The organism is Methylobacterium gnaphalii, from assembly GCF_007992215.1.
GTDB classification, from domain to species: Bacteria; Pseudomonadota; Alphaproteobacteria; order Rhizobiales; family Beijerinckiaceae; genus Methylobacterium; species Methylobacterium gnaphalii.
Genome location: NZ_BJZV01000023.1, coordinates 33,475 through 46,559 on the forward strand (window position 1 = coordinate 33,475; position 13,085 = coordinate 46,559).

A 13,085-nucleotide genomic window follows, 5' to 3' on the forward strand; every position below is an offset into this window, starting at 1 on the left:
GTCGCACGTCACGGGCGGCCGAACACGTAACCCAAGAGCCTGCGGGAACTTCCCTGCGCCGTGCCGAGAGGTTGCATGTCAAACCTTGTCCGGAAGGACCGCCGCGCCCGGCGGAAACTGGCCGTCTGCCCGACGTAAATCGGCCGCTTCGCACTGGCGCATCATGGGCTGCCCGCCGGAGCATATCCGGCCCCCTTTCGGCGCGGGTCATGGGCCGGGCTCCTCACGGGGCAGAACCACGTCCGGACCAACTTTCCTGTATGTCCTTAAACTCTGGAAGGTTTCGCCCGAAGGGGCACCGCCGGAGCCGATCGGGTGCGTATCACGGTCACGCTCGGCCCTGGCGTCGAACGCTATGCAGCCGCGCTCTCTGCCGTTCCAGCCAGGGCGATGCGCGCCTTTGCGGAGGGCCTCAACGAGGGCGGCGACAAGTTTCGCACGATCGACAGGCGCGCCCTGAAAGGTCAGACGGGCGTCAAGCGCTACGGGACGATCGTCAGCCACACGGGCACACGCCGCGCAAGCGCGGGAAACCTCGAATATACGGTGCTCGGCCTGGGCAAGGGGCTGCCGATCAAAGAGTTTCCGGTCTCAGCTGCTGCTCATGGGCCGGTGACGGCACAGCCGTGGAACGTCGGGCATACCTTCGAGCGCTCGTTCAAGACGAGCCGCAAGGGATTGCTGCGTGCCCGCCGTGGCTCGTCGCGCTTCCCGATCCGCGCTCTCTACGGCCCGAGCATCGCGAAAGAAATCGTGAAGGACGAGAGCGCCGCAGCCTTCCATGGACAGGCGGCGCCGCTTGTCGAAGCCGCGGTGTTCAAACGCCTCGGCCGCCTCCTCCCGTGACCCTCCGGCCCTCCTCGGCGGGTCCCTCCCCCGGTCGGAGGTCCTGCGGGCGGGAAGCACCCGGCATTTTTCCAGTAATCCAGTCCGGAAATCAGGGCTAACACCCCTAACAGGTCTGTAAAATGGACCCTAACAGACCGCACCCGAGCGTGCTGTGGTCGGTCTCGCAGATCGCCGCGCGCGACAAGGTCTCCAAGCCGACCGTCTCGAACCACGTCGCCCGGCTCGTCGAGCGCCAGGGGCTCTACGTCGAGCGCGATACGCGCGGCCGGGTCTCCCTGGTCAACGTGGTCCAATACGACAGCCTCCGGGCACAGTTCTCCGATCCGTCAAAGGCGCAGGCCCCGACGGTGGAGCCGGACGCTCCCCTGCCGGCGCCCGCGGCCGAGGTGCCGACTGTGCGTGCTCCGGCGAAGGATTCCTATGACGAGGGCCTGCGCCAAAAGGTGTGGTTCGACGTCGAGAAGCGTCGACTGGAAACCGCGGAGATCCGCGGCAAGCTCGTGCGCCTCGATCGCTACACTTCCAGCGTCGCGAGCTGCGGCGCCGAGCTGGCGCGCCTGATCGACGCTCTGCCGCAGGAGGCCGACGCCTTCGCGGTCGAACTGGATTTCGACGACGTGCACCGCGTGCGCTTGGCTCTCAAGGGGCTGGCCGTGCGCCTGCGCGGCAAACTTTCAAAGAGGTTCGAGTCGCTGGCCGCGGGAGCCCCGGCCCTCGACGAGCCCCTTGGCGACGACGCGGAGGGTGCGGGGGATATGTGATGAACGGGCATCCTGGCGCCCTGAAAATGGTTGCCGGGGGCCTCGCTCGCGCGCTTGAGCCGGTCATCCACATGCCGGTGTCCGAGTACCTCGAGAAGCACGTCGTGCTGATCGATGGACCGCTCGCCGGCCAGTATTGGAGCCGAGAGGGCGCGCCGTATCTCGTCGAGATCGCCGATTGCCTCGGCGAGGATCACCCCTGCAACCTCGTCACCGTCCGCAAGAGTCAGCAGACCGGCGTTTCGGTCCTCGGCCTCGGATGGTGCCTCTATGTCGCCGACCGCGAGCCGGCGAACCTGATCTATGCCATCCCTGGCACCGACGCGCTGAAAGATCTCGCCGGGCAGAAGCTCGGCCCGATGATCGAGGCTTGGCACGGGAAGCTCGATCGCACTGTGATCGAGCCTCAGACGTCGCGTTCCGGCGTCGGATCGACCACCTTCGAAAAGAAATTCGCCGGCGGGTACGTGACACTCGGCAACGCCAACTCGGCGATGGACCTCTCGTCTAAAACGACGAAGAAAGGCGTCAAAGACGAGTTGTCAAAGTGGGAAGATATCCCCGGTCGCGGCGATCCTGAAGACTTGTATATGGGCCGGTTTACGGCCTTTCGGCGCACCAAGGATTGGAAAATCCTTGAAATCTCGACCCCTGAGGTCGATACGGGCTCCGAAGACGGCACCGATGCCGGACATTGCCGCATTGATCGGTCCTTCAAGGCTGGCGATCAGCGCTATTGGAACATCGCCTGCCCCAACTGCGGCAGCTTTTTCTATCACGAGGTCTCCCGCCTCAAGATCGACCGGGAAAACCCCGATCGCAGCCGCTATAGCTGCCCTCACTGCGAGCACCCCGTTTCCGAAGGCGAGAGGGTTATTGCGGTTCGCGAGGGTCGCTGGATACCTCTTCGCGGGGGAGAGGGGAGGCACCCGAGCTTTCACGTCGACGCGTTCATTTCGCTGATGATGTCCTATGGCGAGATCGCCAAGGAGGTTTTGAAGGCGGAGAAGGCCGGGACGGAAAGCGCGAAAAAGGGCCTCTACAACCTCACCCTCGGCCTGCCGCACAAGTATCGCGGCGACGCCCCGGATCACCGGCGGCTGCTCGAGCGGCGCGAGTCTGGCCTCGTGCAGAAGCGCATCCCGGTTCGTGGTCTGTTGCTCACGGGCGCGGCCGACGTCCAGATGCGCGGCATCTGGTACGAGATCGTTGCGCATGCGCCGAACCGGGAGACGTGGTCCATCGATCACGGCTACCTCGACGGCGACACGTCGAGCCCCGATGCTCCGGTGTTTGCCGAGCTGCGGCGGGTGCTCGAGCGCCAGTATGTGGATGCCTACGGCCGCAAGCGCTCGGTCGACGCCTTCGCGGTAGACTCCGGCTATCGCTCGCACGTCGTTTATTCGTGGGTCCGGAAGGTGCAAACGCTGCACCCCTGGACGGGTCGCGACATCGTCCTCGCCGTCAAGGGCCAGGACGGGTGGCCGCCGCCGCCGATCGGCACGCCGACGCTCGTCGACATCGATCTCGACGGCAAAAAGGTGAAACAGGGCTGCAAGCTCTGGCCGGTCGGCACCTGGTCGCTCAAGGCCGGGTTCTACTCGGATCTGCACAAGCTCGGCATTCGCTCGGGCCAGTTGGTCGATCCGGACGGCTATTGCCACTTCGGCGACTGGCACGACGAAAACTATTTCAAGCAAGTCACCTCCGAATACCTTGTTGACGTCAAGGTCCTCGGAAAGGCGGCCGCTCGAAAATGGGAAGTGTCCGGCGACAATCACTTGCTCGATTGCCGGATCTACAACTTGGCGCTTGCCGAATACCTCGGGCTCTCCTCCACCTCCCCGGAGGAATGGGCCGAGGTCGCGCGGCGCCGGGGCCTGCCTGATGAGCTGACCACGCCCGATCTGTTCCGCCCCCAGCACAGATTGGCGCCTGATCCCGACGGCTCGGCAGGTCCCGGCGACGAAGGCCTGTCGCCCCCGCCGGCGGATATCCCCTCCGTCCCGCCGGCGGTTTTTCCTCCGCCTCCGGTGCCTGACGACGACTGGTTCGGCGGCTCCTCGCAAGGATGGTTCGAGCGCTGATGACTTGGACTCGGGACGATCTCGACGCGATCAATCAGGCTATTGGCACGGCGGCCCGCAAGGTCCGCTTTGCCGATGGCCGTGAGGTCGAATACCGCACCCTCGCCGATATGCGCTCGATCCGGGATGAGATCGCCAGCGCCATCGGGGCCAAACCCGAACCGATCCGCACGACCTACGCTGGCTTTTCACGGGATTGATCGCATGACCTTTGCCACCAAGGCGCTGTCTGCGCTCGCCTGGGTGGCGCCGCGCGCGGCCATGGCTCGGGCGCATGCGCTCGGCGCGCTCTACGCGTCTCGTTCTTATGACGGCGCGAAGCTCGGCCGTCGCGGCGAGTCGTTCAGCGACCGCAACAGCTCGGCCAATATCGAGATTGGGGCGGCGCTCTCGCGCCTCCGCAACCGCTCGCGCGACCTCGCCCGCAACACCTCCGGCGGCCGACGTGTCCTCGACGTGAAGGTCGGGCACGCGATTGGCTCCGGTATCACGGTCGTTCCCGATAATGGCTCCGACGCCGTCGATCGCCGCGCCGGCGAGGCCTTCGACGAATGGGCGGAGACGTCTGACGTTGAGGGCGTCCTGTCCTTTGGCGGACAGCAGAAGCTCGGCGTGTCGGGCATGTACGAGGGTGGGGACACGGTGCTTCGCCGGGTCCGCCTGAGAATGGACGATGTGCGGCCGGGCCAAGTGCCGCTCAAGCTGCAGGTCCTCGAGGGCGACTTTATCGACGGGTTCCGCGATCGTGCCATCTATGACGGCATCCGCTCGCGCCTCGGCGTCGGTCTTGGCGATTGGGATCGCCGTCTTGGCCTGTGGCTGCATCCTCAGCATCCCGGCGATCTGAGCTATTTCGGGCAGGCCTTCGTCTCGAAGTTCGTCTCGGCCGAGGACGTCATTCACCTCTACAATCCGCTTCGCCCCGGCCAGGTGCGCGGTGTGCCGATCTTCGCGCCGGTCCTGCTCAATGCCCGCGACCTCGCGGACCTGATGGACGCGGTTTTGATCAAGGCCAAGACGGAGGCGTGTTTCTCCGCCTTCGTCGAGACGACGGGCGAGCCGGCAACGGGCCTCGGACAGGTCTCGAAAGAGCCGGCCGGCGGCAGGCGCTTGATCGAGCGCCTTGCGCCGGGCCTGATCAGCTACCTCAATCCCGGCGAGAAGGTCAGCTTCGCCAGTCCGACCGGCGCCGGCCAGTTCGAGCCGGTGTGGCTCGCCTCGCAGATGGCATTCGCGGCCGGCGTCGGTCTCACGCTCGATCAGGTTACAGGTGACCTGCGGCAGGCGAACTACTCGAGCCTCCGCGCTGGCAAGATCGAGCAGCGGCGCTTGACCGAGCAGGAGCAAAACCTTGTGATCGTTCCGCAGATGATGCGGCGCGTCACGGGTTGGTGGACCGATGCGGCCCTGATGTCTGGCGTACTGCGGCCCCGCAAGGGCGGCTATCGCTGGAACTACGTCCTGCCGGCGGTCGAGCCGATCGACCCGCGCAAGGATCTCGAAGCTGACATTCTGGCCGTTCGCGCCGGCCGTCTGACGCCGCAGGAATTCATCGGTTCCTGGGGGCAGGACTGGCGCAAGGTGGTCAAGGATACGTCGTCGTTCCTCGAACAGATCGACAAGATGGGTGTCGTTCTCGACATCGATCCCCGCAGGACCTCTCAGCTCGGCGTAGCGCAGACGCCGCCGGGCGAGGTCAACCCGACAGACCCGCCGAAGGCCGAGGGCTGACGGCGTCATCCCGACAGGACCTCCGCACATGCCGGTTCCCTCCGAGCGCCTTGGCGCGCGACCCGACGCGCATCCCGAGGTGCTTCCTCTGCAGACGCGCCTTGCCACGCTTGGCGAGGTGAATGTCGAAAGCCGTACAGTGCCTGTCGTTTGGACAACGGGCGCGACGGTGCGCCGTCGACGCTACGTCGGCTGGGATACGGCGGTTCCGTTTGATGAGGAGCTGATCGTCTCCGACGCGGCGGTCGACCTAACCCGCCTCAACGCGGGCGCGCCTGTCGTCGACTCGCACATGACCTATTCCGTCCGCGGCCAAATGGCGGTTGTCGAGCGGGCGTGGATACGGGGCGGCGAAGGACATGCGGAGATCCGCTTCCCGAGCCTCGGCACCGATCCCGATGCCGATCGTCTCTTCGAGCTGGTCCGTCAGAAGATCGTCCGAAACCTCTCCGTCGGCTACACGATCAACCGCGTTCGCGTGGTCGAGCCGCAGAAGGCTGGCGACGTCGAGCGCCGGATCGTCGAGTCTTGGACGCCCTACGAGCTGTCCTTCGTCACCGTGCCGGCCGATGCCGGCGCGCAGGCGCGCAGTGCTGAGCACTCGTTTCCCCTCGAGATCGTCGGCCGTTCGGCCGTCGGGGGCTCGGGGGCCGCGGGCACTCTGGCGCGCATGAAGATGCGAGCGCGCGCCGCCGGTCTGTAGCCGCGGCGCCTCTCCGAACCCGATCCGCGCTTCAACCGGGGCCGCGGACTCGGCCTGCTTTTGCCCCGGCCCTACCCTCCCGAATTCGAGGAACCTATGCATCGCTCCTACCGGGCGGCGGGCCTGATCGCGCTCGCCTGCACTCTCGCACTCGCCTTCGTCGTCGCCATGGCGCCGGATGCTGCCTTCGCCGCGACTCCGCTGTCGCTCGCTCCCGCTCATTCCGTGTCGCATCTCTTCGGCGACCTCGTCATGGCCGGCCCGCTCGCCCTTGCCTCGCTCCGCAAGACCGAGGGTGAGCTTGTCACCCGCGCCGCTGCCAAAATCGGCGAAGTGATCGACGGCATGGCCGAGGACGCCCGCCGCGCGATCGAGGCCGAACACGCCGGCATCCTCTCCGACCTTGAGGCAACTCGCGCCGAGATCCGCACGCTCGAGGCGGCCCCGCGGCCGGCTCCCGCAACTCCGGCCCCGGCCGCCGGCGGCTTCGCCAACGCCGATGCCACCCGCGCCGCGACCGTTGCTGCCGCCGAGCGCGCCGCCACGATCTCCGACATCGGCCGCCGCGCCCATATGTCGGCCGAGGCGATCGACACGGCCCTGCGCAACCCCGACCTGACTGTCGAGGCATTCCGCTCGCAGGCCTTCGAGGCGCTCGCCACCCGCGACGCAGCGACGATGACCCGCTCGACCGGCCGCGTTGCCGAGTTTGGCGGCCAGGACGCCGACGACAGCCGTCGCCGCGGCATGGCGGACGCTCTCTCGGCCCGCATGGCTCACGCCGGCGGCGACCGGACCGCTGTCGTTCCGGAGCACGCTCGCGCCTATGCCGAGATGGGCCTCGCCGAGATGGCGGCGGAGTGCATCGGCCACCGCGGCGCCCTGCGCACCTCGCGCCAGGTCAACGAGGTGTTCGAGCGGGCCTTCCACACGGTTTCGGACTTCCCCGGCATCTTCGTCGACGCCCTCAACGTGCGTCTGCTTGCCCGCTACCGCACGGCGACGCCGACCTATCGTACCTTCGCAGCGCTCTACACGACGACGGATTTCCGTCCGACCTACGTGATCCGCGCCGGCGACTTCCCGCAGCTCCAGCCGGTCAACGAGGCCGGCGAGATCAAGTCCGGCACCTTCTCCGAGTCGGCCGAGACCTTCCGGGTCAAGCCCTACGGCGTGAGCGTGAACCTATCGCGCGCCATGATCGTCAACGATCACCTCGGCGCCATCGATCAGGTCCTCGGCTCGGTCGGCGAGCGTGTCACCGATTGGGAAAACGCGATTGCCTTCGCGGAGCTGCTCCGCAACGGCAACCTGCTCACCGACAACACCGCCGTTTTCCACGCCAAGCACAATAATCTTGCCGGTGCCGGCGCTGCGATCTCGGTCGGCAGCGTGGGGGCGGGCCGGGCTCAGATGGTCAAGCAGAAGTCGCTCGACGGCCTCAAGCTCAACCTGCAGCCCAAGACCCTGCTTGTCGGCCCCGACAACCAGACCGCGGCCGAGCAGCTCTTCACGGCGATTACTCCGCAGATCAGCGGCAACGCCGTGCCGGAGAGCTTCCGCCGGATGGCTCCGGTTGCCGATGCGAACCTCGCGAACGACGACGGTTCGGCCTTCCTGCCCTGGTATCTGTTTGCCGACCCGGCCGTCGCGCCGTGCTTCGTCTACGGCTACCTCGAGGGCTACGAGGGGCCGCGCCTGACCTCCGAGCAGGTGTTCGGCGTGCAGGGCATGAAGGTGAAGCTCGAGCACGACTTCGGCGTCGCGCCGATCGACTTCCGCGGCGGATACCGCAACCCCGGCGCAGCCAACTAAGCGGCTCCGCTTCCTGTTCCGTCGAGGGCCACCCGAGAGGGCGGCCCTTCGTCTGTCATCCCTGAATTCGGAGGCCTGAGGCCCCATGAAGAACCGTATCCAGAAGGGCGACACCGTTACGCTCATCGCCCCCTATGACGTCGCCTCCGGTGGCGGCTTGCTCGTTGGCTCCGTCTTCGGCGTCGCGAATTTCGCTGCGCTTAGCGGCGCTCCGGTCGAGGCCGATGTTGTCGGCGTGTTCGACCTCGCCAAGGCCGATGCGCAGGCCTGGGCGCAGGGCGCTAAGATCTATTGGGACAACACCGCCAAGGTCTGCACCACGGTCAACACGAGCAACACCCTGATCGGCGCCGCCATGCTGGCCGTTGCCAACACGGCCGGCCTCACGGTGGGTCGCGTGCGTCTCAACGGCGTCGTTTCGTAAGGCTGGCCGATGCCTTCGCCCTTCGACCGGGCGCTTGCCGTTGCCGAGCGCGTCGTTGTCCGCACCTTCGGTGAGGCAATGACGCTGCTGCCGGAACGCAAGAGCGGCCGAACCGGCGGCAGTGCCGGCGCCGATACTACGCGGCCCGGCATTGCGTTCCGCGGTGCCCTCTCGCGCGAGCCTCTCACGGTGCAGCGGAGCGGCGACGGCGGCCAAAATGCCGGCAATCTACAGGTTGCTTCGGGCAAGTGGCTCCTCTGGCTCGACGCGCCGCTTGCTGCGCGCCTGGAGCGCAGGGCCGGCGACCACGTCCGACGCGAATGCCCCCCTCAGGGAGAGCCGGCGGAATTCCGGATCTCCTCCGCTGCTCTGCCGACCGATGGCGGGGTGATCCACTACGTCGAGCCGGTGTGACGCATGAGCCTGCAGGCCCTCGCCTTGGCGATCACGGCAACCGGCGCCCTGGCGGAGACGATGCCCGCTTGGGTGCGTGTCGAGCTTGAGCCACAGGACGCACTCTCCCTCGCCGATGAGAGCGGCAAGGTCATTGCCGCCGTGTTCGTCGGCGACGAGACCGCGAAGGTCGAGCGCCGGAAGTGGGCGCAGGGTGAAACCACGATCGAACTCGTCGTGCAGATCGTTCTTCCCGTTGAGTTGGTTGCAGAAATCGGCGGCGTTGCCTGCCGGTTCGATACGCGCACCGGCGGCACGCGGCAGATCTATGCCGCTATGCACGAGGCAATCCGGCGCGCCTTCACTGTGCCGGGTAACGGCACTTGGCGCGCCCTATTGCAGGCTGTTTGGATCGGTCATCCTGAACCGATCAACGGTTTGCCGGGCCGAGCCGAGCGGCCGAACAAGCCGCCGCTGCCGATCATAGATTATTCGATCCCCTGCCGGGTAATCATGCCGCCGCCATTGGGAGCGCCGGCGCCGTTTCCCTGGCCGGACATTGTCGACAAGATGCGCGCCGACGACGCTTTTACCGGCGAGGAGGCCGCTTTCCTCGAGGCGCTGATTGCCGGCGAACCTCTGACAGACGTTCAGGCCGAACTCGCCTTCGCCGGCCTCTCCCGGCCGGACGGTGACGGACTCGGCAACGGCCCGCTGCCCGGCGTCGACAGCTCGCCGCCTATGGCGAGCGCAACGATCAATGACACGACAACCGTCCGGGCGGAGGCCCCATGAGCGACCTCGGCGAGATGATCAGTTGGCTACAGCGCCTTGAGCGCGACCACAGGGATCTCAAGGCCGCTGTCCGCAATATGTTCCGGGTTGGCCCTGTCGTGGCCCGCGACAAAGACAAGGGCGTGCGCCTGCAGACGGACGCGGACGGCGAGGACGGCAGCGATCCGCATAAAACGGATTGGGGCGTCATGGCCGAGCAGTCCGGCTTTCACAGCCGAGTGCCGCGCAATGGCGAGCAATGCCTTTTCCTCGCGCCGTTCGGTGATCAGGCTCAAGGCGTCGTCTTGCCCTTCGGGCACAACACGGCCCATCCGAACCCCGCCGGAGACGTCGACGAAATCGTGCTGTTCAATCACGGCAAGATCAAAGGCACGGTCGACAAGACCGGAACCAAGCTGACCATCACGAACGACAAAGCGTCCACGGTCTACGAAGGCGCCAAAATTACACATACGATCGACGGCAACTCGACGACGTATGAAAAAGATCAGATTACCTTTCCCGATGGCTCGAAGGTGCATCACGGCACACAGAACATCGGCAAGGATCACGTTCACCTTGGCGTCGAGCCTGGCGGCGGCAAGTCGCAGGGTCCGGATGTCTGAACGTTCGAACGTTCGAATCTTATAAGGTCAAGGCATGTCGTCGACGGGCATCGATCGCTACACGGGCGCGCCGCTGTCCGATTTCGAGCACGTCCTGCAGTGCGTCGCGGTCATCTTCATGACCCGGATCGGCGAAATGGTCATGCTGCGCTGGTTCGGCGCCGGCCTGCCCGAGCTGCTCGGCCGCCGCGCTACGCTCACGAACCTGAGTCTCTATCGCATGGTGATCGCGCTCGCGATCAATGCGTGGGAGCCCCGGCTCAACGTGGTCAAGGTGGTCGCCGCCGGCAACACGGCGGACGGTCTGCGCCTCGGCGAGCTGAATTTCACGATCCTCTGCGAGTACCGGCCGAAGGCGCTCACCGGCGACCTCACGGTCGAGGGCGGCCTGCGCAAGATCGGCCTCACGGCCGCCAACGACAACACCGGTATCCGGCTGCGCGTCCTCGCTGCCTGAACCCTGCCCCTCCCGCCCGATAGGTCGACGATGCCGACGCTGCCGCCCGCCGTCACGGCGGCGCTCTCCCGCTTTGCCGCGATCGACCTGGCGCGCCTGCCGGATCGTCCGGTCACGGCGCGAGGCTATGACGCGATCTATGCCGCCTACATGGCCGACCTCGCCTCCCGGCTCAACGCCGAGGGTATCCCGTACAACGTCGCCGGCACGCCGGGAAACGTCGTCAACCTGGCAACCGACACCTACGCGATCACGGGCCGCGCCTTCGGTTACGCCGTCGAGGCGGTCGAGGCGGCGATTGATGACGCGGTCTATTCCGTGCTCGTGCCGTGGTCCTTCGGCCCCTACCTCGACGCGCTCGGCGCCGGCCAAACGCCGCCCGTGGGGCGCAAGGCGATCGTCGCGAACCCGCGCCCCTACGTTTACGGCACGGACTCGGTCGACGATTGGCAGCCCGACGACGTCTATCGCGCCCTGATCCTGCTCGCGCCCGAGGCGCTCTCGACCTGTGGTCCGGAGGGCGCATATGTGTGGTTCACGCTCGAAGTGCCCGGCGTGCTCTCGGCCGGATGCTATGGCCCGATGAGCTTTGGCGGCACGCGGCTCGCGCCCTTCGTGCCGCTCGGCGAGGTTCGCATCCCGGTCCTGGCCAATGCCGGCGACGGCACAGCGTCGACCGCGCTCGTCGCAGCCGTGCAGGCCGCCGTCTCCGCTGACAGCCGCCGGCCGATCGCCGACCTCGTGACGGCCTCGGCCGCCACGGTCCTGCCGTGGAGCTTCGCCGCGACGCTCTATTGCGGCCCTGGCGTCGACCTCGGCGCGGTCGGCATGGCCGCCTATTCTCGTCTGCGCGCTCTGGCGGATTTCCAGCACAGGCCGGGCGGCTCGGTTCTACTGCAGGACGTCTTCGCCGCCTGCAAAGTGCCGGACGCGACCGGAACGCCGCTCGTCGGCTTCGTCGACCCCGGCAGCTTCGCCGACGTCAATCCCGGCCCGGTGAGCGCGGCCAACCCCTCCCCGGCGTTCGTGGCGCCCTACTGCGCCCCGCCGGGGCCGGAGGGCGTGACGCAATCCGCCGGCGACGACGGCACACTTCTGATTGTCGGCGGAGATATCGCCCTGCGCGTCGAGCAAACCTATGGCTGATGCGGATCGCAATACGCTCCTCCCCTCGCACGCGACGCCGCGCGAGCGCTCGATCGGCGGCGCCAACGCCGCCGTCACGGATGCCGATACGGATCTGATCCGCCGAGCCGGCTCGCCGGATATCGAAGAGGTCCCGGCCGCATACCTCCCGGCGCGTGCCGAGGCGGTCTCCGTCGACGTGTGGGACCCGCTGTGGCCCGACGATATCAAGCGGGCGACGATCAAGGCGGCGCCCGAGGTGCATCGGCACAAGGGCACGGTCTATGCGGTCAAGACGGCGCTCTCCGCCCTCAAGATCGACGCCGAGGTGATTGAGTGGTGGCAGGAAGCGCCGCGCGGCGTGCCCTACGCCTTCACTGTTAAGGCCCGCGCTCGCGCTCGGCTCTATGACGGCCCTCTCCTCGATCCTCGCCTGATCAAGGTCGCTTATACGAGCGTCCTGCGCGCCAAGCCGCTGAGCCGGGCGTTCGATATCGTGATTGGCGCCGGCTTCGGCGACACGCTCGGCCTGGCGCCCGTCATGGTCGCCAAGGTGCCATTACGGCGCGGTGTGGTCCCGAGGCCAGCCACGGGCACGCAAGACACGCTCGGCCTGGCGCCGGTCATGGTCGCCAGGGTGCCGATCCGGCGCGGCGTGGCGCCGCTGCCGGCAACCGAAACACATGCGGCGCTCGCGTTCGCTCTGGCCTTCACGGCCAGGACGCGGATCGCGCACGCCGTCGTTCCCATCCTTCCGACGTGAGGCGTCCGTGAGCGAAGACCTCGTCCCTACCATCACACGGGCAGGCCTCGCGGCCTGTCGAAACGCGCAGGGCAGCGGCCTCCTCGCCACGATAGCGGCCGTCGCGATTGGGCGCGGCGTCGTGAGCGGATCGAACGCTGTCGGCTACAGCCCAACCGGCGCCGAGACCGCGCTCAAGTCCGAAATCACCCGCGTTCCCCTGCTCTCGGGTTCGCAGATCGGAAGCCTTGCCGGTAGCGATCCCCTCGGGTTTCGCGTGCTGGCCGAGGTCCCGGCCGCCGCGACCGGCACCCCGCCGGCGCCCATCAATGAGGTCGGCTGGTTCCTGTCGGATGGCACGCTGCTCTGCCTATGGTCCTCGGCGACCTATCCGCTCGGCTTCCTGACCGACAAGGCGAGCCTCGAACTCGCGCACGATCTGTTCCTGTCGCAGCTCCCCGTCGCCTCGATGGCGATCACGGTCACACGGCCGGATCTGCCTGACACCCTCCCCGTGCTTGCCCGGCTCTGCGCCGCCGGCCAGCGCGCCCTTGCCGACAAGGCGCGCGCCTTCGTCCGCGCCTTCACGAACGCCTGA

At 67.1% G+C, this 13,085-nt stretch carries 15 protein-coding genes; all 15 read left to right on the plus strand.

The features are described from left to right. Positions 1-315 precede the first annotated feature (315 nt). A complete protein-coding gene (locus MGN01_RS18045; protein ID WP_147048218.1) occupies positions 316-846 on the plus strand; it encodes a hypothetical protein in 531 nt (176 codons plus the stop codon). A gap of 122 nt (positions 847-968) precedes the next feature. Further along, positions 969-1,610 carry a helix-turn-helix domain-containing protein gene (locus MGN01_RS18050; protein ID WP_147048219.1) on the plus strand — a complete coding sequence of 214 codons (642 nt, stop codon included), beginning with the start codon at positions 969-971 and terminating at the stop codon, positions 1,608-1,610. A 26-nt stretch (positions 1,611-1,636) separates the two neighbouring features. Then, positions 1,637-3,697 (plus strand): terminase gpA endonuclease subunit, encoded by a 2,061-nt coding sequence (locus tag MGN01_RS18055; RefSeq protein ID WP_238258039.1) that lies wholly within the window; start codon positions 1,637-1,639, stop codon positions 3,695-3,697. Continuing rightward, a complete protein-coding gene (locus tag MGN01_RS18060; RefSeq protein ID WP_147048221.1) occupies positions 3,697-3,897 on the plus strand; it encodes a phage head-tail joining protein in 201 nt (66 codons plus the stop codon). Before MGN01_RS18055 ends, MGN01_RS18060 begins: the two co-directional genes overlap by 1 nt. A gap of 4 nt (positions 3,898-3,901) precedes the next feature. Beyond that, a complete protein-coding gene (locus tag MGN01_RS18065) occupies positions 3,902-5,428 on the plus strand; it encodes a phage portal protein (protein WP_170246059.1) in 1,527 nt (508 codons plus the stop codon). Between the two features lie 28 nt (positions 5,429-5,456). Beyond that, entirely contained in the window at positions 5,457-6,131 is a 675-nt protein-coding gene (locus tag MGN01_RS18070) for an HK97 family phage prohead protease (RefSeq protein WP_147048223.1), read from the plus strand. A gap of 96 nt (positions 6,132-6,227) precedes the next feature. Beyond that, positions 6,228-7,946, plus strand: a complete 1,719-nt coding sequence (locus MGN01_RS18075; RefSeq protein ID WP_147048224.1) for a phage major capsid protein — start codon at positions 6,228-6,230, stop codon at positions 7,944-7,946. Positions 7,947-8,031: 85 nt separating this feature from the next. Next, the gene (locus tag MGN01_RS18080) at positions 8,032-8,370 is read left to right on the plus strand and encodes a DUF2190 family protein (RefSeq protein ID WP_147048225.1); all 339 of its coding nucleotides are present in this window, start codon (positions 8,032-8,034) and stop codon (positions 8,368-8,370) included. Between the two features lie 9 nt (positions 8,371-8,379). Then, positions 8,380-8,784, plus strand: coding sequence for a hypothetical protein (locus MGN01_RS18085; RefSeq protein ID WP_147048226.1), 405 nt, complete (start codon positions 8,380-8,382; stop codon positions 8,782-8,784). Between the two features lie 3 nt (positions 8,785-8,787). Next, positions 8,788-9,558, plus strand: a complete 771-nt coding sequence (locus tag MGN01_RS18090; protein WP_147048227.1) for a hypothetical protein — start codon at positions 8,788-8,790, stop codon at positions 9,556-9,558. After that, a complete protein-coding gene (locus tag MGN01_RS18095; RefSeq protein WP_147048228.1) occupies positions 9,555-10,163 on the plus strand; it encodes a phage baseplate assembly protein V in 609 nt (202 codons plus the stop codon). Before MGN01_RS18090 ends, MGN01_RS18095 begins: the two co-directional genes overlap by 4 nt. Positions 10,164-10,197: 34 nt before the next feature. Continuing rightward, positions 10,198-10,620 (plus strand): GPW/gp25 family protein, encoded by a 423-nt coding sequence (locus MGN01_RS18100; RefSeq protein WP_147048229.1) that lies wholly within the window; start codon positions 10,198-10,200, stop codon positions 10,618-10,620. Positions 10,621-10,650: 30 nt separating this feature from the next. Then, positions 10,651-11,766: a baseplate J/gp47 family protein gene (locus tag MGN01_RS18105; protein ID WP_147048230.1), complete on the plus strand. Its 1,116-nt coding sequence runs from the start codon at positions 10,651-10,653 to the stop codon at positions 11,764-11,766. After that, positions 11,759-12,508, plus strand: coding sequence for a phage tail protein I (locus tag MGN01_RS18110; RefSeq protein WP_147048231.1), 750 nt, complete (start codon positions 11,759-11,761; stop codon positions 12,506-12,508). The genes MGN01_RS18105 and MGN01_RS18110 overlap by 8 nt, the downstream gene beginning before the upstream one ends. Positions 12,509-12,515: 7 nt before the next feature. Next, positions 12,516-13,085 (plus strand): phage tail protein, encoded by a 570-nt coding sequence (locus MGN01_RS18115; RefSeq protein WP_147048232.1) that lies wholly within the window; start codon positions 12,516-12,518, stop codon positions 13,083-13,085.